Origin of the sequence: Bradyrhizobium sp. cir1 (genome assembly GCF_014198245.1) — a bacterium.
GTDB lineage: Bacteria > Pseudomonadota > Alphaproteobacteria > Rhizobiales > Xanthobacteraceae > Bradyrhizobium.
In genome coordinates, this window is record NZ_JACIHE010000019.1 from 19666 (window position 1) to 42582 (window position 22917).

General features: G+C 64.7%; 19 protein-coding genes. 13 read left to right on the forward strand and 6 right to left on the reverse strand.

From position 1 onward, the window contains the following. Positions 1 to 69: 69 nt before the first annotated feature. Together GGD63_RS29670 and GGD63_RS29675 are read right to left on the reverse strand one after the other, a co-directional pair. Positions 70 to 1188 (reverse strand): glycoside hydrolase family 172 protein, encoded by a 1119-nt coding sequence (locus GGD63_RS29670; RefSeq protein WP_183247219.1) that lies wholly within the window; start codon positions 1186 to 1188, stop codon positions 70 to 72. Positions 1189 to 1288: 100 nt separating this feature from the next. Further along, a complete protein-coding gene (locus tag GGD63_RS29675; RefSeq protein ID WP_183247222.1) occupies positions 1289 to 2914 on the reverse strand; it encodes a long-chain fatty acid--CoA ligase in 1626 nt (541 codons plus the stop codon). A 176-nt stretch (positions 2915 to 3090) separates the two neighbouring features. Here GGD63_RS29675 and GGD63_RS29680 point away from each other — a divergent pair, with 176 nt between their 5' ends. From GGD63_RS29680 to GGD63_RS29710, 7 genes are all read left to right on the forward strand, one after another. Beyond that, the gene (locus tag GGD63_RS29680; RefSeq protein ID WP_183247223.1) at positions 3091 to 4935 is read left to right on the forward strand and encodes an NAD(P)/FAD-dependent oxidoreductase; all 1845 of its coding nucleotides are present in this window, start codon (positions 3091 to 3093) and stop codon (positions 4933 to 4935) included. Between the two features lie 5 nt (positions 4936 to 4940). Beyond that, positions 4941 to 5744 (forward strand): shikimate dehydrogenase, encoded by an 804-nt coding sequence (locus GGD63_RS29685; RefSeq protein WP_183247508.1) that lies wholly within the window; start codon positions 4941 to 4943, stop codon positions 5742 to 5744. A gap of 121 nt (positions 5745 to 5865) precedes the next feature. Continuing rightward, positions 5866 to 6681 carry a lytic transglycosylase domain-containing protein gene (locus GGD63_RS29690; protein ID WP_183247225.1) on the forward strand — a complete coding sequence of 272 codons (816 nt, stop codon included), beginning with the start codon at positions 5866 to 5868 and terminating at the stop codon, positions 6679 to 6681. Between the two features lie 173 nt (positions 6682 to 6854). Further along, positions 6855 to 7076, forward strand: a complete 222-nt coding sequence (locus GGD63_RS29695) for a hypothetical protein (protein ID WP_183247227.1) — start codon at positions 6855 to 6857, stop codon at positions 7074 to 7076. A gap of 12 nt (positions 7077 to 7088) precedes the next feature. Next, the gene (locus tag GGD63_RS29700; protein WP_183247229.1) at positions 7089 to 7511 is read left to right on the forward strand and encodes a hypothetical protein; all 423 of its coding nucleotides are present in this window, start codon (positions 7089 to 7091) and stop codon (positions 7509 to 7511) included. A gap of 457 nt (positions 7512 to 7968) precedes the next feature. After that, on the forward strand, positions 7969 to 8415 hold the full coding sequence (locus tag GGD63_RS29705; protein ID WP_183247231.1) for a MaoC family dehydratase: 447 nt from the start codon (positions 7969 to 7971) through the stop codon (positions 8413 to 8415). A 98-nt stretch (positions 8416 to 8513) separates the two neighbouring features. Further along, entirely contained in the window at positions 8514 to 9017 is a 504-nt protein-coding gene (locus GGD63_RS29710; protein WP_183247232.1) for a hypothetical protein, read from the forward strand. Positions 9018 to 9073: 56 nt separating this feature from the next. Here the strand turns inward: GGD63_RS29710 and GGD63_RS29715 are convergent, their stop codons facing one another. Further along, positions 9074 to 12262, reverse strand: coding sequence for an efflux RND transporter permease subunit (locus GGD63_RS29715; protein ID WP_183247234.1), 3189 nt, complete (start codon positions 12260 to 12262; stop codon positions 9074 to 9076). A gap of 186 nt (positions 12263 to 12448) precedes the next feature. Beyond that, positions 12449 to 13693, reverse strand: a complete 1245-nt coding sequence (locus GGD63_RS29720) for an efflux RND transporter periplasmic adaptor subunit (RefSeq protein ID WP_183247236.1) — start codon at positions 13691 to 13693, stop codon at positions 12449 to 12451. A 200-nt stretch (positions 13694 to 13893) separates the two neighbouring features. On the opposite strand from GGD63_RS29720, the gene GGD63_RS29725 reads away from it, so the two are divergent. After that, positions 13894 to 14502: a TetR/AcrR family transcriptional regulator gene (locus GGD63_RS29725; protein ID WP_183247238.1), complete on the forward strand. Its 609-nt coding sequence runs from the start codon at positions 13894 to 13896 to the stop codon at positions 14500 to 14502. A gap of 27 nt (positions 14503 to 14529) precedes the next feature. On the opposite strand, the gene GGD63_RS29730 is transcribed toward GGD63_RS29725, so the two are convergent. Next, positions 14530 to 16026: an amidase gene (locus GGD63_RS29730; protein WP_183247240.1), complete on the reverse strand. Its 1497-nt coding sequence runs from the start codon at positions 16024 to 16026 to the stop codon at positions 14530 to 14532. Between the two features lie 398 nt (positions 16027 to 16424). Between GGD63_RS29730 and GGD63_RS29735 the strand changes: the two genes are divergently transcribed. Genes GGD63_RS29735 through rnz form a run of 4 tightly spaced genes read left to right on the forward strand, consistent with a single transcriptional unit; the run spans position 16425 to position 21005 of the window. After that, complete coding sequence (locus tag GGD63_RS29735) at positions 16425 to 17642, forward strand: multidrug effflux MFS transporter (RefSeq protein ID WP_183247241.1); 1218 nt, start codon at positions 16425 to 16427, stop codon at positions 17640 to 17642. 15 nt (positions 17643 to 17657) lie between these two features. After that, positions 17658 to 19055 (forward strand): guanine deaminase, encoded by a 1398-nt coding sequence (guaD, locus tag GGD63_RS29740; RefSeq protein WP_183247243.1) that lies wholly within the window; start codon positions 17658 to 17660, stop codon positions 19053 to 19055. Positions 19056 to 19066: 11 nt separating this feature from the next. Further along, complete coding sequence (locus GGD63_RS29745; RefSeq protein ID WP_183247245.1) at positions 19067 to 20050, forward strand: antibiotic biosynthesis monooxygenase; 984 nt, start codon at positions 19067 to 19069, stop codon at positions 20048 to 20050. A 52-nt stretch (positions 20051 to 20102) separates the two neighbouring features. Then, positions 20103 to 21005, forward strand: coding sequence for a ribonuclease Z (gene rnz, locus GGD63_RS29750; protein WP_183247247.1), 903 nt, complete (start codon positions 20103 to 20105; stop codon positions 21003 to 21005). Between the two features lie 15 nt (positions 21006 to 21020). On the opposite strand, the gene GGD63_RS29755 is transcribed toward rnz, so the two are convergent. Further along, on the reverse strand, positions 21021 to 21872 hold the full coding sequence (locus GGD63_RS29755) for an IclR family transcriptional regulator (RefSeq protein WP_246785707.1): 852 nt from the start codon (positions 21870 to 21872) through the stop codon (positions 21021 to 21023). Positions 21873 to 21975: 103 nt separating this feature from the next. Between GGD63_RS29755 and GGD63_RS29760 the strand changes: the two genes are divergently transcribed. Further along, on the forward strand, positions 21976 to 22899 hold the full coding sequence (locus GGD63_RS29760; RefSeq protein WP_183247249.1) for a dihydrodipicolinate synthase family protein: 924 nt from the start codon (positions 21976 to 21978) through the stop codon (positions 22897 to 22899). Positions 22900 to 22917: the final 18 nt, after the last annotated feature.

Below are 22917 nucleotides of genomic sequence, written 5' to 3' on the forward strand. Positions count from 1 at the left end.
TTTCCGAAAAGATCATGCTCAAACAACAACCTAAGGCGCGATGACAATTCGTCCTAATCTCATCGCGCTTTAGGCGATTTCCAAATAGTCCGGCCCGGGCAGCGCCGGGAAGGGCGCCGTCGGCAGTGTCTGGTACCAGAACGCGACCGAGGCGATGTCGTCCTGCAATGGAAGATATTTTCCGTCGCTCGCGCCGGGCAGCCAGCCCAGCGCCTGGATCGTCACGCGAAGATCGCTTCGGAAGCGCACGGGATCGGGGATGTGCCAGCGGTAGAGACCAAAGCGCTGCTGCGATCGGTAGACGCTGTCGGGCCGGATCACCTGCGGCAGGCCGGCATAGGGCGTGGTGAATTCCTGATAGCGCGATTGCTGGAAGGGAGCCTGGCCGGAATGGGCGACATAGGGATCGAAATTATAGGCGCCGCAAAAATAGTCCTCGGTGCCGGTGCCGCAGATGGTCGGGAATGCGCCGTCACCGTCGATGAAGAATTTGATCTCGCCTTCGCCCCACCAGCCGTTGTTGTGGACACCCCAGGCCATGTAGGTCCCGACGTAGTGGCCTGCGCCCCTGACGTCATCGAGGATGGTGTAGACGTCCTTGTAGGGCAGCGGATTGGTGCGCCGGAACTGCGCATGGAAATAGGCGCAGTCCTCGGGCACGTCGGTCAGCGTGTAGTTGATCTGGTAGTAGATCGTGATCTGCTCCTCGCTGCGGTTCTCCAGCGTGAAGCGCGCGCGTTTGCGGAACGGCATCTCCCAGTAGCAGTTGAAGGCGCGGCCGGGATTGACGCAGACTGCGAGCGAGGAGACCTGCGCGAACTCCTCCCACCCGCAGGCGAAGAAATCGCCGGCCGGACATTCCACGCTGGGCTGCTGCTGGTCGTCCCAGTACACGCGCAGGATCGAATGGCGCAGGCGTCCGCGCGCCAGCGTCATCCAGATCTGCTGGATCGCGCCCTGGCCCTCGATGTCGGCGAGCGTGAACGTCGCGCCCGGTTCGATGACCACGTAAGGAGAGACCTTCCAGCCCTGGCCGAGATCGCGGGCCTGACGCGCGGCGGGGCCGTCGACGGACATGCCGCCCTTGCCCTTCTCGCCGGTGAAGTTCTCCGGGCTGATCGAGCGCGTCAGCGCGTTCGACAAGCGCGACAGATTGCCGAGATGCATGCCCAATCCGGAAAACGTCATGATGTCCTCGATCCAAGGTGAGCGAGGCCTCGGTATATCGCTCCCGAATTGACCAAAAGATGAAGACCGCGCACGGAATTGTCCGCACGCGATCGTTCCGTCATGCGACGCGATATTCCCTAAATTTCTCGCGCAGCGCCGATTTCAACACCTTGCCGGTGCCGGTCATCGGGAATTCGTCGAGGAATTCGACGGCGTCGGGCAGCCACCAGCTCGCGATCTTCGGCCGCATGTGCTCGAGCAGCGTCTTGCTGTCGACGGTCGCGCCCTTCTTGCGGACGACAAGGAGCAGGGGACGCTCCTGCCATTTCTCATGCGCGATGGCGACGACGGCAGCCTGCAGCACGTCGGGATGCGACAAGGCGATATCCTCGAGCTGGATCGAGGAGATCCATTCGCCGCCGGACTTGATCACGTCCTTGGAGCGATCGGTGAGCGTGACGTGGCCTTGGCTGTCGATCACGGCCATGTCGCCGGTGATCAGCCAGCCGTCGCGATCGAGGCCTTCCTCCAACTTCATGTAGCCGGAGGCGACCCAGGGGCCGCGGGCACGCAAATGGCCGACCGTCTTGCCGTCGCGCGGCAGCTCAGCGCCGGCGTCGTCGACGATGCGCAAATGCGTGCCGAAACAGGCGCGGCCGGAGACCTGACGTCGGTCGAACTTCTCCTTGTCGCTGAGATGCTCCGAGCCCGGCCGCAGGCCCGGCATCGAGCAGCTCAGCGCCTCGGTCATGCCCCAGGCCTGGATATAGTCGACATTGTACTCGCGCTTGAGCTTCTCGACCATGGCGCGCGGTGGAGCCGAGCCCGACGACAACGTCGCGCGCAAGGTCGAGAACTTGTTGCCGGTGCGTCCGAGCCAGTCGAGCAGGATCAGCCAGAAGCTCGGCACGCCCGCCGACAGCGTCACCTTCTCGCCTTCGAGCAGTTCGTAGAGCTTGTCGGGCTCGTAGTTGCGGCCGGGCAGCACCAGCTTGGAGCCGGTGTAGGGCGCGCTGAACGGCATGTTCCAGCCATTGCCGTGGAATAGCGGCGCCATCGGCATCATCACTTCGCGCACGCCTTCGACATGGCCCGGCAGGAAGTCGAAATTGCAGCAGGTCATGGTCTGCAGGATCGCGGCGCGGTGCGAATAGATCACGCCCTTGGGATTGCCCGTCGTGCCCGAGGTGTAGCAGATCGTGGAGGCGGATTTCTCGTCGAACTCCGGCCAGGCGAAGCCGGCGTCGTTCTCGCGTCCGAGCAGATCTTCGTAGCAATGCACGTTGGCAAGCCTCGTCTCCGGCATCCGCTCGCGCGAGGACATCACGACATAAGCTTCGACCGTCTTCAGCTGCGGCGCGATCGCTTCGACGATCGGCAGCGTGGCGCGGTCGATGAACAGCAGGCGGTCCTCGGCGTGGTTGATGATGTAGGCGAGCTGCTCGGGAAACAGCCTGGGATTGACGGTGTGCAGCACGTAGCCCATCCCCGGTGCCGCATAGAACATCTCGAAATGCCGGTGCGTATTCCAGGCCAGCGTGCCGACGCGGTCGCCTTGATTCATGCCGAGCCGCTTTAAGGCCAGCGCCATGCGCTTGATGCGGGGATGGGCGTCGGCATAGGTATAGCGATGGATGTCGCCCTCGATCTCGCGCGCGACGATCTCCGCTTCGCCGTGATAATCGGCGGCATACTGGATCAGGCCGCCGATCAGCAGCGGCATGTCCATCATCAATCCCTGCATGGTCTCCTCCGGATTGCCACGTCGTTGCGTGGCGTAGGCTTGTGATTTGCGCTTGAACGTAGCGGAACGTCACGCGGCGTTCACGCAAAAAACAGCGGACGTGATTGCGTGCGTCACTTTTTCGGGGCTAATTTGCGGTGAGCTGCCGGCGAAGCAGCATCCCGTGGAGGAAATGAATGTCAGCGGAAAGACACAAGACCGGTACAGCCGGCGCAGCTACGGTTGACGTTTCCGCACTCCGTGCGCGCTATCGCGACGAGCGCGACCGCCGTCTGCGCGCCGAGGGCAAGGCGCAGTATGTCGAGGTCGCAGGCGAATTCGGCCGCTACCTCGACGATCCCTGGGCCGATCCCGGCTTTGCGCGCGAGGCGGTCAGCGAACAGACTGAAGTCCTGATCGTCGGCGGCGGCTTTGGCGGGCTGCTCTGTGGTGCCCGTCTGCGCGAAGCAGGCATCGCGGATTTTCGTATCGTGGAAAAGGCCGCCGATTTCGGCGGTACCTGGTACTGGAATCGCTATCCGGGAGCTGCCTGCGATACCGAGAGCTATATCTATCTGCCGCTGCTGGAAGAGACCGGCTACATGCCGGTGCGAAAGTATGCGCGGGCGCCGGAGATCTACGAGCACTCGCGCCGCATCGGCCGCCACTTCTCGCTCTATGAGCGCGCGCTGTTTCAGACCGTCATCTCGCGCATGGAATGGCAGGAGCAGGAGGCGCGCTGGCTGGTCGAGACCGATCGCGGCGACCGCATCCGCGCGCGCTTCGTCATCCTGGCCGGCGGTCCGCTGAGCCGCCCGAAGCTGCCGGGCATTCCCGGCATCGAGACGTTTAGAGGCCACAGCTTCCACACCAGCCGCTGGGATTACGCCTACACCGGCGGCACGGCCGAAGGCGGCCTCACCGGCCTTGCTGACAAGCGCGTCGGCATCATCGGCACCGGCGCCACCGCCGTGCAATGCGTGCCGCATCTCGGCCGCTCGGCGAAGGAGCTCTATGTCTTCCAGCGCACGCCCTCGGCGATCGGTGTGCGCGACGACCGGCCGACGGATCAAGCCTGGGTGCAGGGCCTCAAGCCCGGCTGGCAGCGCGAGCGCATGGACAATTTCACCGCCGTGATCTCGGGTGAGCCGTTCGAACAGGACTTGGTGCAGGACGGCTGGACTGGCCTTCTCGGCGAGATCCTGCTGGCGCCGCGCCGGCAACCGCAGCCGGTGAGCTCGATGGAGGAGGCGCTGAAGGTCATCGAGCAGGCCGACTACCGCAAGATGGAGGAGATCCGTGCCCGCGTGGACGCCGTGGTGAAGGATGAAGCAGCCGCGGCCGCGCTAAAACCCTGGTACAAGGCGTTCTGCAAGCGGCCGTGCTTCCACGACGAATATCTCGACACTTTTAATCAACCCAACGTGCATCTCGTCGACACCAGAGGGCAAGGCGTCGAATGCATCACGGAGAATGCCGTTGTCGTCGACGGCAAGACTTATGGGCTCGACTGCCTGATCTATGCCAGCGGCTTCGAGGTCGGCACCGACTATGCGCGGCGGATGGGCTTCGAGGTCTATGGCCGCGACGGCATTAGCCTGTCCGAGCGTTGGCGCGATGGCGTCAAGACCATGCACGGTTTCTACAGCCGCGGCTTTCCGAACTGCTTCCTGATCGTGACAGTGCAGGCCGGCCAGAGCGCCAACTTCCCCCACATCATCGACGAGCAGTCGCAGCACATCGCCTATGTCATCGATCAGGCGCGCAAGCGCGGCGCGAGGACGTTGGAGCCGACCCTCCAGGCCGAGGACGCCTGGGTGGACGAGGTCGTGAAGGCCGCGATCGGCCGCCAGACCTATCTCGCCGAATGCACGCCCGGCTATTACAACAATGAAGGCGTGTTCGATCCGATTGCGGCGCGAAACAGCCAGTACTGGCGCGGGCCGGTGGCGTTCCTGCGGCTGCTCGACAGATGGCGCAAGGAGGGCAATCTGGACGGCCTGGAATTGACTTACCTGACCGCCGCGGAGGCCCGGGCTTGAGCGACATGATTCCGGCGCCAACAGGTGCCACGCGGCTCTACGTCATCGTCGGCGATCCCATCGCACAGGTGCGCTCACCGGCGGGCGTAAGCGCCGCCTTTGCCGCGCGCGGGCATGACGGCATGCTCGTGCCGGTTCAGGTGGCGTCAGGGGATTTGGCCGATTTTCTCTCCGTAGCAACGCGGCTGAAGAACCTCGATGGCATCGTCGTGACCATCCCGCATAAATTCGCCTGCTACCAGGCTTGTGCGAGCGCGACGGAGCGCGCGCATTTCCTGCGCACCGTCAACCTGATGCGCCGGCGCCCCGACGGCGCATGGCATGGCGACATGGTGGACGGCCTGGGCTTCGTCGGCGCGGCGCGGGCGAAGGGGATCGATCCGCAGGGGACGCGGGCGCTGCTCGTCGGTGCGGGCGGTGCGGGCTCGGCGATCGCGCTTGAGCTGGTCGAGGCCGGCGTCCGCGAGCTTGCGATCCACGACAGTCTGGCCGAGCGCCGCGACGCACTGGTCGACCAGCTCAACAGGCTGGGCAAAGCGTCGGTGCGGACCGGCTCAGCGGACCCGGCCGGATTCGACTTCGTCGCCAATGCCACCCCCGCCGGAATGAAGGATGGCGACCCGCTGCCGGTCGACGTCGCGCGGCTTGCGCCCTCGACCTATTGCGGCTGCGTCATCACCAAGCCCGAAGTGTCACCGTTCATCGCAGCCGCCCGCAGGATCGGCTGCGTGACCGGGACCGGCACGGACATGTACCAGCAGCATCAGAGCATCATGGTGGATTTTCTGCTGGGAGCGGAGGGGGTGTAAGGCGCCGGTGTCAAGGGTCTTGCCTGGATTGATTGTATCTGTCGGGACTTGAGCGATTGCAGCGGGCGTAGGATCATGCGCTCGCACGAGCCGGTCGTGCATCCAGGGAGAGGAACGAGCAATGGTCATGGGCAGGACAGTCGCGACGGCAGTGATTGGCGCGACCGCGCTGCTTCTCTCCGTGCCCATGGCCGAGGCTGCGCAATGCGGCAGCTCGCCGGCCGGCTTTGAGGCCTGGAAGCGCGAGTTTAGTGCGGAGGCGCAGGGAAAAGGCATCGGCCCGACCGCGATCAGTGCCCTGATGCAGGCCAATTACGCCAGCGCCACCATTGCCGCCGACCGCGGCCAGCGCAGCTTCTCGCTGACGCTGGACCAGTTCCTCGCCAAGCGCGGCGCCACCACCATCGTTGCCAAGGGGCGGCAGCTCAAGCAGTCGCAGGCCGCCTTGTTCGCCTCGATCCAGCAGCGTTACGGTGTCCCGCCGGGACCGCTGATCGCGATCTGGGGCATGGAGACCGGCTTCGGCAGCCAGCGCGGCAACCAGAACATGCTCTCCTCGATCGCAACGCTTGCCTATGACTGCCGCCGTCCCGAATTCTTCACCGACCAGCTCTATGCCGCGCTGAAGCTGATCGACCGCGGCACCCTGTCGGGATCAACCCGCGGCTCCATGCATGGCGAGGTCGGCCAGACCCAGTTCATGCCCAAGAACATCCTGGCCTATGGCACCGGCAATCTCGAGGTCGCCGCCAATGCGCTGAACTCGACCGCCAATTTCCTCAAGGCCCATGGCTGGCGTACGGGAGCCGGTTACCAGCCGGGCGAGCCGAATTTCGCCGCGATCGAGGCATGGAATGCCGCCGGCGTCTATCAGAAGGCAATCGCGCTGATGGGCCGGCAGATCGACGAGGGGGGAGGGGCGGCGGCCTCGCGCTGACGAGAACCTCGTTTTCGAACGGGGCTCTACGCGAACCGGCGTCCACTCCGCTCGAAAACGCTCTTGCTCAGCAAGGCGTGATGCGTCGGCGCGAGAAAGTTGTTGCCTTCCGGAACCGACGGCACGAGGTTTGCTTTGATCCGTTTCAGGGCTGGGAATGAGGAGACTCAACTATGGCAACCCAGATCGTGATGGACCAGACTGGCGACACCCGCCACGAGTTTGATCCTGGCAATGCCGAAGCGCTGGCGCGAGCCGAACAGCGCTTTCGGGAGCTGACCGGAGCCGGCTTCACCGCCGCCCTCCGAACCGGACCCGGCGAAGTCACCCGTATCAAGTCGTTCGATCCGACCGCGCAGGAAACGCTGTTCTATCCCCGCTTGGTCGGCGGCTGATCTGAGCTGCTCATGTTCGCGGCATTGTGGTTCCGCGCGCCCGCGCGTGCCCGCTTGCACGCGCTGCGCGAACTCTACCGGCGCTTCTTCGGCGAGAACACGCCCGACGCGCGGGGCCGCCGGCTTCTGGCCGATTGGTTGACGCCGGAGCAGCGGGCGCAGTTCGAGCAGCACCGGTATTTCGACGTCATCGGCTGCGATACCGGCAAGAAGTATCGCATTCACTACGGCACGGCCGCCAACGTCCATGAAGTCGACGAGGCCGGTCACGCGACAATGGGCTGGTGCTTCGTCCCCTCAGGCTTCCTCGTGCCGGGCGACGTGATGCTCGCGCAGAAGATCGCGCTCGAGACGGATGAAAGGGCAGCGCTCGCGCTCGCCAATAGATTTCCACCGGCGACGCATTCAGAGCATTTTTACCGGCGGCCGTTCTAGAGCATGATCCGGACCCGAAGGGCCGCGTTAGCGCAAAGTGTGCAGCGGTTTTCCGAAAAGATCATGCTCAAGCGAAGAGCAAGCGCTCAGTGATGCGTGGTGCGATAGGCATCCAGCGCATGCGCTGCAAAGACACCGATGCTGCAAAGGGCGAGCAGGGCGGAGATCAGCTCGATCATAGCTCATCCTCCCGTAGCGACTGCGCGACGAGGTTCTGGCAGCAGGCATAGTCGTAAATCAGGTCGAGGAGGAATTGCATGGTGGCCGTCCCTGTATTTATTTTGACAACGACTTAACCGGCCATCTGTTTCAGGCGTGTTTCGTCGCATCGGGAAAGAGGTTTCGCGGGGGACCCCCGGGCTGGTTTGTGCGCCGCGGACCCGTTACATCGCAATTTCGCGAAATCCTTTTAGCCGCGCGCTTTCGGCAGCGGTCCATCATACTGCGAGGCAAAATCATGGCGCAGGTCGAGTGGTTCGACGATCTCACCATCGGAATGCGGTTCAAATCCCCGGAAATTCAGGTCACCGAGGCCGACATCAAGCGTTTCGCCGCCGAGTATGATCCGCAGCCGATGCACCTCGACCATGAGGCGGCCAAGACGACCCTGTTCAAGGGGCTTGCTGCCTCGGGATGGCACACCGCTGCGATGGCCATGAACCTCGCGATCCAGACCCGCCCCTTCGGCCCGCATCCGCTGATCGGCGCCGGTGTCGACGGGCTGCGCTGGACCGTTCCGGTGCGGCCCAACGACCGCCTGCATCTGGTCGGGGAGGTCATGAGCCTGACGCCTTCGAAGTCGAAGCCGCAGGGCATCGCGCTGGTGAAATGGACGATGTTCAACCAGAACGGCGAGGAGGTTTACACTTTCACCCCGATAGCGATCGTGCCGCGACGGGGCTAGGACGGCCGCTGGCCGCTCGCCTCGACCGCTGCCCGAAACCCTTGCGAGCCGTCGGCAGAGGTGGTCATCTCGGCGTGGGGAACGCGCTGGAGGCCGACATGAAACAATTTCTTCTCGCCGCCGGAATTCTCGCGGGCGCAGCCGCCTTGAGCTCAAGGCCCGCGCTTGCGCAACAGTCCAAGGTCGGCGACTGGACCATCGAGAAGCGCACCCAGGACACGCATTGCAATGCGAGCCGCGGCTACAAGGACAAGCAGGACGAGAACCGCGACTACGTCATCGTCATCACCTATTCCGACAAGGCGATCGTGATCGTGATGATCTATGACGGCTGGGAATGGGACAAGGTCGGCGAGATACTCCGGGCCGATGTCGGCACTGATGACGCCGACATCATGAGGAAGGCGAAATGGGAGGTCATGGACAAGACCACCGTGCGCGGCATCTTCGAATACGACCAGTCGATCATGGACCGGCTCTCGAAAGCCAAGCGCCTCACGCTCGATTTCGAGGACGATGACGAGGACAGCATCGAGATGCAGATACCGCGCGCCGGCGAGGCGCTCGCCGCGCTGAAATTCTGCGAGGAGAACCGGAAATAACCGATGCGATACGATTTTCTTGGTCCCGCAGGGCGCGTGCCGCGGCGGGACCCTGTTCACTCGGCAAGCCCCTGCACCGGGGCTGCGCTGATGTCGCTGCTGTGATGCACCAGCGGCTTGTTGCCGGTGATGGTTCTGAGCAGCACATAGAACACCGGCGTCAGGAACAGGCCGAACACGGTGACGCCGATCATGCCGGAGAACACGGCAACGCCCATCGCACGCCGCATCTCCGAACCGGCACCGGTCGAGAGTACGAGCGGCAGCACGCCCATGATGAACGCCATCGACGTCATCAGGATCGGACGAAGCCTTAAGCGGCTCGCCTCGATCGCCGCGCGGATCGGCGTGCGGCCTGCGAATTCGAGCTCGCGCGCGAATTCGACGATCAGGATCGCGTTCTTGGCGGACAAGCCCACGAGAACGATGAGTCCGATCTGGGTGAAGACGTTGTTGTCGCCCTTCGAGATCCAGACGCCGAACATCGCCGCGAGCAGGCCCATCGGCACGATCATGATGATCGAGAGCGGCAGGGTCAGGCTCTCATAGAGCGCGGCCAGCACCAGGAACACCAGCAGGATCGCCAGCGGGAACACCCAGATGCCGGAATTGCCGGCGATGAACTCCTGATAGGTCAGGTCGGTCCATTCGAAGGCGAAGCCGGGCGGCAACGTCTCCGCCGCGATCCGCGTCGCCGCCTCCTGTGCCTGGCCCGAGGAGAAGCCGGGCGCAGCCGCCGCGTTGATGTCGGACGACAGGAAGCCGTTGTAGCGGATCGCGCGCTCGGGCCCCGCGCTCTGGCGGATCTTCAGCAGCGCCGACAACGGCACCATGTCGCCGGAGGATGAGCGCACCTTCAGCTGCCTGATGTCGTCGGCGCGCGCGCGGAACGGCGCGTCGGCCTGGACGCGGACGGAATAGGTGCGGCCGAACTTGTTGAAGTCGTTGACGTAGTACGATCCCAGGTAGATCTGGAGCGTGTTGAACACCTCGGTCACGGGCACGCCAAGCTGGAGCGCCTTGGTACGGTCGATGTCGGCGAACAGCTGGGGCACGTTGACCTGGAAGCTCGAGAACACGCCAGCGATCTCCGGCGCCTTCTGCATCGCCGCCATGAATGCCTTCGTTGCCTCGTTCAGAGCGTCATAGCCGAGGCCCGCGCGGTCCTCGATCTGCAGCTTGAAGCCGCCGATGGTGCCGAGGCCGTTGACCGGCGGCGGCGGGAACATGGCGATGAAGGCCTCCTGGATGCCGGCGTATTTCTTGTTCAGCTCGGCCGCCAGCGTGGGACCGCTGAGTGACGGATCCTTGCGCTCGTCGAACGGTTTCAGCGTCGAGAACACGATGCCGGCGTTGGACGAATTGGTGAAGCCGGAGATCGACAGGCCCGGGAAGGCCACGGAGCTCTCGACACCTGGCTGGGTCAGCGCGATGTCGCTCATCTTGCGGATCACCTCTTCCGTGCGGTCGAGCGTGGCGCCATCGGGCAGGCGGGCGAAGCCGACGAGGTACTGCTTGTCCTGGCCCGGCACGAAGCCGCTCGGCACCTGCTGGAACAGGAAGGCGGTCAGGCCGACCAGCACCACATAGAGGCCCATCACTGCGGCCTTGCCCGAGATCACCTTGGTCACGGTGCCGCTGTAACTCTCCGAGGAGTAGGTGAACGCCCGATTGAAGCGGCGAAAGAACCAGCCAAGGCTCTTTTCCATGATGATCGTCAGCTTGTCCTTCGGCTCGTTGTGCCCCTTGAGCAGCAAGGCAGACAGTGCGGGCGACAGCGTCAGCGAGTTGACCGCCGAGATCACGGTCGAGATCGCGATCGTCAGCGCGAACTGCTTGTAGAACTGTCCGGTGAGGCCGGAGATGAAGGCGAGGGGGACGAACACGGCGATCAGCACCATCGCGATCGCGATGATCGGCCCCGACACCTCGCGCATGGCCTGATAGGTGGCATCGCGCGGCGACAGCCCGGCCTCGATGTTGCGCTCGACGTTCTCGACCACGACGATGGCGTCGTCGACGACGATGCCGATCGCAAGCACGAGGCCGAACAGGCTGAGCGCGTTGATGGAGAAGCCGAACACGTGCATCACCGCAAACGTGCCGACGATCGATACCGGCACGGCCAGCAGCGGAATGATCGAAGCCCGCCAGGTCTGCAGGAACAGGATCACCACCAGCACCACCAGCGCGATCGCCTCCAGCAGCGTGTGGATGACAGCCTCGATCGAGGACCGCACGAACTGGGTGGGGTCATAAACGATCTGGTAGGACACGCCTTCCGGCATGTTCTTCTTGATCTCGGCCATGGTGGCGCGGACGTTATCGGAAATCTGCAGCGCGTTGGAGCCGGGCGCCTGGAAGATCGGGATCGCCACCGCCTGCTTGTTGTCGAGCAGCGAGCGCAGGCCGTATTCGGACGCACCCAGCTCGATACGCGCGACGTCGCGCAGGCGAACGACCTCGCCGCGCGCGCCGGTCTTCACCACGATGTCGCCGAACTGCTCCTCGTTCGCGAGCCGGCCTTCGGCGTTGACGGAGAGCTGGAGATCGATGTCCTTGACGTTCGGGGAGGAGCCGACCACGCCGGCGGCGGCCTCGACGTTCTGCGCCTGGATCGCCTTGACGATGTCGCTGGCGGTCAGGCCGTGCTCGGCCGCCTTCTGCGGATCGACCCAGACCCGCATCGAATAGTCGCCGGCGCCGTAGAGCTGGACATCGCCGACGCCGTCGATCCGCGCCAGCCGGTCCTTGACGTTGAGCACCGCATAGTTGCGCAAATACGTCATGTCGTAACGGCCGTTCGGCGACAACAGATGCACGACCATGGTGAGGTCGGGCGACGACTTCTTGGTGATGATGCCGAGCTGACGCACCACGGCCGGCAGGCGCGGCTCGGCCTGCTGCACACGGTTCTGCACCAGTTGCGTCGCCTTGTCGGGATCAGTGCCGAGACGGAACGTCACCGTCAGCGTCATGGCGCCGTCGGTGGTCGCCTGGCTCGACATGTACAGCATGTTCTCGACGCCGTTGATCTGCTCCTCGATTGGAGTAGCCACCGTTTCCGCGATCACCTTGGGATTGGCGCCGGGATAGGTCGCGCGCACCACGACGGAGGGCGGCACGACATCGGGATATTCCGAGATCGGCATCGCGAACAGCGAGATCAGGCCCGCAAGAAAAATCAGGACCGACAGCACGCCGGCAAAGATCGGACGGTCGATGAAGAACTTTGAGAGATTCATGGCTTTGCCCCTGGGCAATATCCTGTGGTTCTCCGACCGCTCCCCGTCATTCCGGGGCGTGGGCGAAGCCCGCGAACCCGGAATCCAGAGGTGAAGTGTGGTAGGAGTTTCCAAACTGCTGGATTCTCAGGTGCGCAATTGCGCACCATAGTTCGCGCTACGCGCGCCCCGGAATGACAGAGAAGACTAACGTTGCACCACGTCCTGGTTGCTGTGGTTGGAGGCCTGCTGCGGCCCCCGCGCGCCCATCTGTGCGATCTCCGTCTTGAGGAGAGCGCCGGGGCGCACGCGCTGCAAGCCGTTGACCACGATGCGGTCGCCGGGCTTCAGGCCCGTGGTGACGATGCGAAGACCATCGACGGCGCCGCCAAGCGTAATCGGCCGGTAGACCGCGCGGCTGTCGTCACCCACCGCCATCACGAACTTCTTGTCCTGGTCCGTGCCGATCGCACGCTCGTCGACCATCACCAAGGTCTGCTGCTTCGGCTGGCCCATGCGCACGCGGGCGAACTGGCCGGGGATAAGACGCCCGTCCTCGTTCTTGAATACCGCGCGGACGCGGATCGTGCCGCTCTGGCCGTTGACCTGGTTGTCGATGAGCTGGATGTGGCCCTTGGCCGAGAGGCCGCCTGACGTCGTCATCTCCACCGGGATCTGGTCGAGATTGCCGCGCTTGCCGGAGCCGTCCGCGATCGAGTTCAGCGCGTGCAGCACGATCTCTTCGTCCGCGTCGAACGAGGCGTAGATTGGATTGACCGAGACCAGCGAGGTCAGCACCGGGGAGGCGGTGCCGGCGGCGACGAGATTGCCGACGGTAACCTCGATCTTGCCGACGCGGCCGTCGACCGGTGCACGCACCTCAGTGTAGTCGAGATTGAGCTTGGCGGTCTGGAGCGTCGCTTCAGCGGCCTTCACATTGGCGATCGCTTCGCGATTGGCGTTGTCGCGCTGGTCGTAGTCACGCCGGGTGACCACGGCGTTGCCGACGAGCTGCGCACCGCGCTCGAGCTCACTCTGGGTGAAGACGACGCGCGCCTTGGCGGCTTCGAGCTGGGCGGCGGCCTTGTCGACCTCGGCCGCATAGGGCGCCGGGTCGATCTTGAACAGCACGTCGCCGGCTTTGACCAGCGCGCCCTCGGTGAAGTTCGTCGACAGGATCGCACCGGCCACGCGCGGGCGAAGCTCGACGCGTTGGATCGCCTCGAGCCGGCCGGAGAAATCGTCCCACAGCACGGTCTGCTTGGGCTCGATCAGCGCGACCGTGACAGGGACGGCCTGTTCAGCCGCGGCCGCCGTTGCGGTCGCCTGCGCGGCACGGAAGTAGTGGCCGGTCGCGATCGAGCCGGCGACAGCGAGGGCGCCCACGATGGCGACGCCGCCGAGAAGGCGGCGGATAAGGCCGGCGCGGGAGGTAATTTGGGACGGGGGCATTTGCGCGCTCCAGATATGTAGTGTTCACTACAGATGTGGAGCTAGATATCGCAGCGCAAGATACTTATGTACCGTTCGCTAAGAAAATTGTAGCCGCTTACCGCAAGAATGGGAAGGCGAAAGAGAAAATAAAGTGAGAACAACTAGATAGCATCGGGCGTTGATTGGGGCGAAGCGCCGATTGTGAGGAGACCAAGGACATGGGCATGGGACGCCCCCGCGAATTCGACGCCGATGTGGCGTTGGACCAGGCGATGGAAGTGTTTTGGCGCCATGGCTATGAGGGCGCCACGATTGCCCAGCTCACCGAGGCCATGGGCATCAACCCGCCCAGTCTCTATGCCTGCTTCGGCAACAAGGAAGGCCTGCTGAAGGCCGCGCTCGACCGCTACACCAAGCTGCGCGGCGCCTGGATGGACGAAGTGGTCGCAGCCCCCACCGCCCGCGAGGTCGCCGCGCGGATGCTGATGGGCATCGCCGAAAAGCAGACCGATCCCGCCAACCCGCCCGGCTGCCTGCTCGTGCAGGGCGGCATCGCCTGCGGCACCGGCTCCGAGAACGTCCCCTTCGAGCTCGCCGCCCGCCGCGCCCAGAACGAGGACCAGCTTCGCGACCGTTTCATCCGCGCCAAGGCCGAAGGTGACCTCAAGCCGACGTCAGATCCCGCCGCACTCGCGCGTTATGTCTCTGCGGTGTCGGTCGGCATGGGCGTGATGGCGTCGTCTGGCGCGGATCGTGAAGCGCTGCGGCAGGTGGCTGATGTCGCCGTGCAGGCGGTCGAGGCGCAGTCGACTGACAGAGCGTCGTAGCGCCGTCGATCTCCGTTATCGCGCGGATTACATTGCAGGAAGCGCCGGCGGCGGGACGAAGCCGCCGAACTCGCGTTCGATCAGCCCGGCCAGCGCGATCGTCGTACGGTCCTCAAGGTAAGGCCCGATGATCTGGACGCCGATCGGCAGGCCCGAAGGCGTGCGCTCGATTGGAGCGGCGGTCGCGGGCAATCCGCAGGTTGAAGCCGGATCTGCCCAGATGAAGCACGCATCGGAATAGTTGTAGAGCTTGCCGTCGATGTCGAGCTGTCGCGCATCGAAGGGCTCGGAATGGTCGTGCGGAAAGGCCGGCACGGCGGCGGCCGGATAGACCACCGCGTCGAACTCGCGGAAGAACTGCTGCCAACTTTGCTGCAGTTGCAGGCGGGCCGCGTTGGCCGCCAGCCATTCCCGATGGAGCATGCCCCAACCGCGCGCACGCTCGGCGTGCAGGCTGCGGTCGTCGGGCGACAGTGCCGCGGCAACGCCTTGCGCCTCTGCGAGGGCGGCCGCTGTTAGGCGCGGACTTCTCGCTGCATTCACCAGCTTCATGTAGAGCCGTGCGGACTCGGCAAGATCGGGCAGCGATGTGCTCGAGCGCGCGACTTGCGCGCCGGATCGTTCAAGCCGTTCCGCCAACCGTCCGATGGCCGAACGCACGGCGTCACCCGTCGGCATCAGCGGATGGGTGTCGATCACGAGGATCCTGAAATCCCCGAGCTGCTCATGGCGCGGCGCGGGCAGCAAAAGGCGATAGCCGATGCCGTCGCGCGTCTCGTCGGGGCCGGCAATCACGTCGAGCGACAAGGCGAGGTCCGAGGCGGTGCGCGTCATCGGGCCAACGACAGCGAGATCGCCCTGGCCTGGGACGGGCGGCGCCGGCGGCAAACCATATCCGCGCAGCGGGACCAGGCCGAGGCTCGGCTTGTGTCCGAACACGCCACAGAAATGCGAGGGTACCCGGATCGAGCCGCCGATATCCGAGCCGATCGAGAGCGGACCGAACCCTGCGGCCAGCGCCGCCCCTGATCCGCCCGAGGAGCCGCCGGGCGACCGGCCGAGGTCCCACGGGTTGTTCGTGGTCCCATGGATCTCGTTGTAGCTCTGGAAATCCCTGAGGCCGATCGGGATATTGGTCTTGCCGATGATGACGGCGCCCGCCGCCTTCAGCCGCGAGACGACGAGAGCATCTTCGGCCGGTTGAAAATCCCTGAAATGCGGAAAGCCCCACGTCGTCTTCAGGCCGGCGACGTTGAACGGTTCCTTCAAGGTCACGGGAATGCCGAGCAACGGCAACCGCTCGCCGCGGCCAAGCGCGGCATCGGCGCCGCGGGCGGCGTCTCGGGCGCGATCGAAATCGCGAACGATGATCGCGTTGATCGGCCCGTCCAGGGCCTCGATGCGGGCGATGGTGTGCTCGAGCAATTCTGTCGCAGATATCTTGCGCGCGTACAGGGCGCTCAGAAGCGCGCTGATTGAGCCGTAGTTCCAGTCAACAGCACCTGTGGCCAAGCCTCGTTGCATCGCGATGTCCCTCGTATGTTACGGCCGGGATTCGAAACAGCGATGCCTTCCGAACGGTTAATGGCGGCGGCTCGACGGCGAATTCACAACTGGCGATGGTGCAATCCTGCGCCTGTTTTGCCCGACGTGTCAAACGTGCTTGCTGGCGGCGCGCGGGCCATGCCTGACGAAATTCCTCAATGATTTGTACTGTGCATGGGGTTGTTTTCGCGTTTTTTGTCGGAGCATCTCAAGGTAGCGCCGACCACGCCATCAACCGCCGCGTTGAACGGCCACCCCTAAGAGTTTCTACACACAGTTCTGGCACGTTCCGCGCGTCAATAACCGCAACCTGCATCGTCGCCTCTCATTGCGCGCACGAAAAGACGGGACCGGCGGGCATCGAGGGGGCGTAAGCCATGACTGCACTTGCTTCGGACGCCGGTCGCGCCAGGGGTGGGATCGTGCCGATCCTGTTGTGCGTCGTGCCGTTCAGCCAGATTCCGCTCGATGCCTATACGCCCGGCCTGCCGCAGATGGTGGTGGATCTCGCCGCTGATGCGGCGTCGATGCAGAACACCGTCACCGCCTACATGCTCGGCATGAGTCTGGCGCTGGTGCCGGTCGGCATCGCCTCCGACACGCTCGGCCGCCGCAACGTTTTGCTCGCGGGGCTGTCGGTGCTGATCGCGATGAGCATCGCCTGCGCGCTCGCCACCAGCGCCTCGCTGCTGCTGGGCTTGCGCTTCCTGCAAGGCATCGGCGGCTGCACCTGCCTCGTCGTCGCTTATGCTGTGGCGGCCGATTGCTTCCGCGGCCGCGAGCTCACGGCGATCTCCGGCCTGCTAGGCGCTGCCTGGGGGCTTGCACCCGTGCTGGCGCCGGCGGCTGGTGGCTTCATCGTCGAGCTGACCTCGTGGCGCGGCGTCTTCGTCGTCATTGCCATCGCCGCGGCAATCGTTGTCACCATCGTCGTATTTCTTCTGCCTGAAACGTTGCCGGCGGAGCGGCGCGCACCGTTCGATCCGCGCCGCACTGCCGGGATCCTTCGCGATGCGCTCGTGCGTCCGGGCTTCCTGGCCTTCGTGCTCGTCTTTGCCGCAGCGGCCAGCGCGCAACTGGCGTTCGGCGTCGTCGCGCCGTTCTTCTACCAGACCGGTCTCGGCTATTCCGCTGCCATCTACGGCCTCGTTGCGCTCGGCCTTGGCGGCGTCAATCTCGCCGGGGAGCTCGGCTGCGCGCATTTCGCGCGCTTCATGCCGGCCCGCATGCTGGGCTTCGGCGCCTTCGCGCTGTTCCTTGCCGGTGCGGTGGTCCTGACCGCAACAGGCATGACCCTCGGTCTCGATTTCATGTCGATCACGATCGGCGGCGCGCTGGTGCTCGGTGGCTGCGGCGTGCTCTGCCCGATGATGTACGGCATGGCCCTCGGCCTGTTCGAGCGCGACCACGGCTTGATCGGCGGCCTCATCAGCGCGCTCTGCTATCTCGCCGTCAGCGGCGCCATGGCCATCGCGGCGGTGCTGCCCGAGGCGACGCAGGCGCCGATCGGATGGCTCTATCTCGGCCTCTGCGCCGTCGCCGGCGCGTTGCTTGCGATCTCGCTGCCGTCAGTGCGGCAGGCCACACAGCCTTAAGGAAGGAACCAGATCATGACCACCGTCGGTATTCGCGGCACGTTCTTCGATTTCGTCGACGATCCCTGGAAGCACCTCGGCAACGAGCAGGCGGCAGCGCGCTTTCACCAGGACGGCCTCATGGTCGTCACGGAGGGCGTCATCAAGGCGTTCGGTCCTTACGACAAGATCGCCGCCGCGCATCCGGGCGTTGAGATTACCCATATCAAGGATCGCATCATCCTGCCCGGCTTCATCGACGGCCATATCCATCTGCCGCAGACCCGCGTGCTCGGTGCCTATGGCGAGCAGCTGCTGCCTTGGCTGCAGAAGTCGATCTACCCCGAGGAAATCAAGTACAAGGATCGCAACTACGCGCGCGAGGGCGTGAAGCGTTTTCTCGACGCACTGCTCGCCGCCGGCACCACCACCTGCCAGGCCTTCACCAGCTCCTCGCCGGTTTCGACCGAAGAGCTGTTCGAGGAAGCGAGCAGGCGCAACATGCGCGTGATCGCGGGCCTCACCGGCATCGATCGCAACGCGCCGGCCGATTTCATCGATACCCCTGAGAATTTCTACCGCGACAGCAAGCGGCTGATCGCGCAGTACCACAACAAGGGCCGCAACCTCTACGCCATCACGCCGCGCTTCGCCTTCGGCGCCTCGCCGGAACTGCTGAAAGCGTGCCAGCGCCTCAAGCACGAGCATCCGGACTGCTGGGTCAATACCCACATCTCCGAGAACCCGGCCGAATGCAGCGGTGTGCTGGTCGAGCATCCCGATTGCCAGGACTATCTCGGCGTCTACGAGAAGTTCGACCTGGTCGGGCCGAAATTCTCCGGCGGCCACGGTGTCTATCTCTCCAACAACGAGTTCCGCCGCATGTCGAAGAAGGGCGCGGCGGTGGTGTTCTGCCCGTGCTCGAACCTGTTCCTCGGCAGCGGCCTGTTCCGCCTTGGCCGCGCCACCGATCCGGAGCACCGCGTCAAGATGTCGTTCGGCACCGACGTCGGTGGCGGCAACCGCTTCTCGATGATCGCCGTGCTGGACGACGCCTATAAGGTCGGCATGTGCAACAACACGATGCTCGACGGCAGCATCGATCCCGCGCGCAAGGACCTCGCCGAGGCCGAGCGCAACAAGCTCTCGCCCTATCGCGGCTTCTGGTCGGTCACGCTCGGCGGTGCCGAGGGTCTCTACATCGACGACAAGCTCGGCAATTTCGAGCCCGGCAAGGAAGCTGATTTCGTCGCACTCGATCCGAATGCCGGCCAGCTGGCGCAGCCCTGGCACCAGTCGCTGGTCGCCGACGGTGCTGGTCCGCGCACGGTCGACGAAGCCGCGAACATGCTGTTCGCCGTCATGATGGTCGGCGACGACCGCTGCATCGACGAGACCTGGGTGATGGGCAAGCGTCTCTATAAAAAGAGCTGAGACGGCAGCTCATGAGCACATCTCCTGATCCAGCCAGCCAACCGGTCGCCCTCGTCATCCAGCGCCGCATCGCCGACGATGGCTTTGCCGCGTTCGCACGGTGGAACGGTGAGGTCGGCGAGGAGCTCAAGACGTGGCCCGGCTTCCTCAGCCAGGAGGTGGTGCCGCCGCAGCCGCCGGCGCATGTGGACTGGGTGACCATCCTGCGCTTCGCGAGCCCGGCCGCCGCGCGCGCCTGGCTCCAGAGCGAGGTGCGGGCGAAGCTGATCGCGGAGATACAACGTTTCTTCGTCGGCTCGGAGGACGTCCATATCCTGCCCGACACCGGCGTCCAGCGCGACAGCGCGGTCTCCGCCGTCATCTCGTTCAAGGTACCTGCTGGGTTAGAGGATGCCTTCCTCACATGGCAGCAGCGCATCCAGGCCGCGGAGGCCGAGTTCAAAGGCTTCCTGCGCCACAAGATCGAGCGGCCGATTCCGGGCCTGCATGATGAATGGATCATCATCCTGTCGTTCGACAGCGATGCCAATCTCAATGCCTGGCTCGAATCGCCGCTGCGGCAGACGCTGCTGAAGGAGGGCGCGCGCTTCAACGCCAGCATGAACGTGAAGCGGGCGAGCTACGGCTTCAATTTCTGGTTCCCGGCCGGCAAGACGCAGGCTCCCGAGCAGGGGCCAGGCTTCATCTGGAAGAGCAACCTGATCGTCCTCCTGGTGCTCTATCCCGTGGTCTACCTCTGGGGCTATTTCATCAGCAGGCCGCTGATCGACAGCCACGGCGTGCCGGTCTGGCTGTCGCTGTTCGTCGGCAATCTCGTCAGCACCCAGCTGCTCGGCTGGTGGCTCGTGCCGGCCGCCTTCAGGGCGCTCGACTGGTGGGTGACCCCGAAGGCTGCAATCAGTCGCCAGATCGCCGGCTACGCGCTGCTTGCCGTGCTCTATGCCGCGTCGATGGGCCTGTACGCGCTGCTGCTCGCGTGGCATTGGGGACGGTGAGACCGTCCACCGTAGTGTTGCGGAGAAGGGCGGTCGCTGGACATCGACGACCATGTTCGCCCTGACATTTCTCGGGACCTCGGCAAGCGTTCCCTCCGCGGAGCGCAACCATCCGGCTCTCCTGGTGGAGGCCGCGGGCCGGCGCATCCTGGTCGATTGCGGTGAGGGCACGCAGCGCCAGCTGCTGCGCAGCGGCGCCGGCTTTCGGCGGCTCGACCGCATCCTGCTGACGCACGCGCATCTCGATCACGTGCTCGGCATCCCCGGCCTGTTCTCGACGCTGGGCTTGCGGCAAACCTCCGACGTGATGACCATTCACGGCGGAGAAGGCACGCTCGAGATCGTCATCCGCATGCTCGCAGGCCTGTGGGGCGCGGGCAGGGCGCCGATCGCGGTGGAGTTCGCAGCCGTGACCGAAGGGCAGGTCATCGACGCCGGCGACTTCACCATCGACTGCTTTCCGGTCCGCCACCGCGACACCGACAGTTTTGGCTTCGTCTTCAGGAGTCCCGCTCGTCGCCACCTTCAGTCCGATCGCCTCGCGGCGCTCGGTGTCCCCGACGGTCCCTTGCGCGGCGAGCTGGCCGCCGGCCGGCCAATCGTCATCGATGGCCGCACGATCGATCCGGAAGATGTTTTGGGGCTGCCGAGCGGCGGCAAAAAGCTGGTCGTGATCGGCGACACCGAGACGACGGATGGGCTCTCCAAAGATGTCGCTGACGCCGACATGCTGGTGATCGAGGCAACGTTCCTCGATCGCGACGCGCCGACCGCGCGCAACTACGGCCATCTCACCGCGGCAGAGGCGGCGTCCTTTGCCGCCGTGAACGGCGTGAACCAGCTCGTGCTGACCCATATGTCAGGGCGCTACGAAGACGAGGAGATCCTGGCTGAAGCGGCAAGGATCTTTCCGAACAGCCGGATCGCCGCCGACTTCGACCATGTGGTCATCTAGTCGCCGCGACCGTGTTCAGCTCGTCAGCCCCGACTTGATCGCGAGATCCTGCGCCTGGCTCGTCACTTGCACCAGCCGCGGCAGCGCCTGGTCGCGAAAGGCCTGCATGTCCATCCGCATCGCATCGACGGTGACGCTCAATCCGGCAATCACCAGACCTTGCGCGTCGAAGATCGGCGTTGCCAACGTCCGCAAGCCGTAGGCGTTCTCGCCGTCGGAGACGGCATGGCCCTTCTTCTTGACCTGATCGAGCCGGGCGAGCAGGGCATCGAGATCGGTGAGCGTTCGTTCCGACAACTTTACGCGCGGACGCGAGTCCAGCCGCGCGATCTGCTCGTCCCGCGCCAGATGCGCCAGCATCACGTGGCCGAGCGCAGCACTGTAGGCGGGGATGCGCGTGCCCGGCCGGCGATCCATCTTGTGGCGATCAAGGCCGGCACCGACGCGGGCAAGATAGACCACGTCGCCGCCGTCGAGGATGCCGAGCGAGGCCGCATCGCCGACCGCAGGCACGAGCTCGCGCAGCAGCGGCTCGACGATGGTCCGGAGCGATCCGTGCGAGAGCACGGCGTAGCCGAGATCGAGGCAGGCGACGCCGAGGCGGAATCGGCGGCTCTGTGGAATCGCCTGGAGGTACCCGAGCTCGCTCAGGGTCTGGATCAGCCGGAACGCGGTGCCGCGATCGAGATCGGCCCGTGCGGCAATCTCACTCAGGGTGAGCTCGAAGGTCTCGCTGGTGAAACTCCTGAGCACGGCAAACGCCTTGCCGACGGAGGCGACATAATTCTTGGGATTCTTCGGGCCAGCTTCGGATCTGCGTTTTGCGACCTTCTTTTCGACCTTGGCCATGCTTGAATGTCTCGCCATGACATGTCGCCCTTGACGTGGCGGCAAGCTGATTTTACGACAGGCCAAGCCAATAACAAATGTTCGCATTCCGAACAATATCGAACTGACGATCGGAGGAAGTTTGTCGACATCATCGCTGCACCCTCATGGCGTGTTCTCCGCCGCGTTGACGCCCCTCGACGCCGAGCTCGCCCCCGATCATGCGCGCTTCGTCGCGCATTGCCGTTACTTGCTGGACGAAGGCTGCGACGGCATCGCGCTGCTGGGGACCACCGGCGAGGCGAACTCCTTCTCCGCGGTTGAGCGCATGGCGCTGCTCGAGGCGGCGGTGGCCGCGGGCATCGCGCCGCAGCGGCTCCTTCCCGGAACGGGCGTCGCCGCGTTCACCGAGACCATTGCGTTGACGCGTCACGCGCTCTCGGTCGGTGTCGACACCGTGGTGATGCTGCCGCCGTTCTACTACAAGGGCGTCAGCGACGACGGCATCTACGCGTCCTACAGTGAAGTCGTGCAGCGCATCGGCGATGCCAGGCTCAAGGTCGTGCTCTATCACATCCCGCAGATGTCGGCGCAGCCGATCTCGCACGCGCTGATCGAGCGGCTGCATAAGGCCTATCCGGCGACTTTCACCGCCATCAAGGATTCTTCCGGCGACTTCGCCAACATGACCGCGATGGTCGAGCGCTTCCCCGGCTTTTCGGTTCTCGTCGGGGCCGATCCACTGCTCCTGCCGCTGCTGCGCAAGGGCGGGGCGGGCTGCATCACCGCGACCTCGAACCTCATCGCGCGTGACCTTGCCTATGTTTACAAGCACTTTCGCGACAGCGACGATGATGCGGCGCTCAAGGCGGCGCAGGCGCGCATCGTGAAAGCGCGCGAGCTGGTCTCGCGCTTCCCGCAGATGCCCTCGCTGAAGGCGATCGTTGCCGAGCGCACCGGACATTCCGGATGGCAGCGCCTGCGGCCGCCGCTGGAGTCGCTGCCGCCGGCCCAAGCGAAAGAGCTGCTTGCGGATGCTGCGGCATTCGCCGCCGCCACCGTCTAGACTAGGCCCGGGCGACGA

What these genes read in the sequence shown, in the direction of transcription:
- GGD63_RS29670 (WP_183247219.1), bottom strand. Translation starts at nt 1,188, where the DNA reads ATGACGTTTTCCGGATTGGGCATGCATCTCGGCAATCTGTCGCGCTTG.
- GGD63_RS29675 (WP_183247222.1), bottom strand. Translation starts at nt 2,914, where the DNA reads ATGCAGGGATTGATGATGGACATGCCGCTGCTGATCGGCGGCCTGATC.
- GGD63_RS29680 (WP_183247223.1), top strand. Translation starts at nt 3,091, where the DNA reads ATGTCAGCGGAAAGACACAAGACCGGTACAGCCGGCGCAGCTACGGTT.
- GGD63_RS29685 (WP_183247508.1), top strand. Translation starts at nt 4,941, where the DNA reads ATGATTCCGGCGCCAACAGGTGCCACGCGGCTCTACGTCATCGTCGGC.
- GGD63_RS29690 (WP_183247225.1), top strand. Translation starts at nt 5,866, where the DNA reads ATGGTCATGGGCAGGACAGTCGCGACGGCAGTGATTGGCGCGACCGCG.
- GGD63_RS29695 (WP_183247227.1), top strand. Translation starts at nt 6,855, where the DNA reads ATGGCAACCCAGATCGTGATGGACCAGACTGGCGACACCCGCCACGAG.
- GGD63_RS29700 (WP_183247229.1), top strand. Translation starts at nt 7,089, where the DNA reads ATGTTCGCGGCATTGTGGTTCCGCGCGCCCGCGCGTGCCCGCTTGCAC.
- GGD63_RS29705 (WP_183247231.1), top strand. Translation starts at nt 7,969, where the DNA reads ATGGCGCAGGTCGAGTGGTTCGACGATCTCACCATCGGAATGCGGTTC.
- GGD63_RS29710 (WP_183247232.1), top strand. Translation starts at nt 8,514, where the DNA reads ATGAAACAATTTCTTCTCGCCGCCGGAATTCTCGCGGGCGCAGCCGCC.
- GGD63_RS29715 (WP_183247234.1), bottom strand. Translation starts at nt 12,262, where the DNA reads ATGAATCTCTCAAAGTTCTTCATCGACCGTCCGATCTTTGCCGGCGTG.
- GGD63_RS29720 (WP_183247236.1), bottom strand. Translation starts at nt 13,693, where the DNA reads ATGCCCCCGTCCCAAATTACCTCCCGCGCCGGCCTTATCCGCCGCCTT.
- GGD63_RS29725 (WP_183247238.1), top strand. Translation starts at nt 13,894, where the DNA reads ATGGGCATGGGACGCCCCCGCGAATTCGACGCCGATGTGGCGTTGGAC.
- GGD63_RS29730 (WP_183247240.1), bottom strand. Translation starts at nt 16,026, where the DNA reads ATGCAACGAGGCTTGGCCACAGGTGCTGTTGACTGGAACTACGGCTCA.
- GGD63_RS29735 (WP_183247241.1), top strand. Translation starts at nt 16,425, where the DNA reads ATGACTGCACTTGCTTCGGACGCCGGTCGCGCCAGGGGTGGGATCGTG.
- guaD (WP_183247243.1), top strand. Translation starts at nt 17,658, where the DNA reads ATGACCACCGTCGGTATTCGCGGCACGTTCTTCGATTTCGTCGACGAT.
- GGD63_RS29745 (WP_183247245.1), top strand. Translation starts at nt 19,067, where the DNA reads ATGAGCACATCTCCTGATCCAGCCAGCCAACCGGTCGCCCTCGTCATC.
- rnz (WP_183247247.1), top strand. Translation starts at nt 20,103, where the DNA reads ATGTTCGCCCTGACATTTCTCGGGACCTCGGCAAGCGTTCCCTCCGCG.
- GGD63_RS29755 (WP_246785707.1), bottom strand. Translation starts at nt 21,872, where the DNA reads ATGGCGAGACATTCAAGCATGGCCAAGGTCGAAAAGAAGGTCGCAAAA.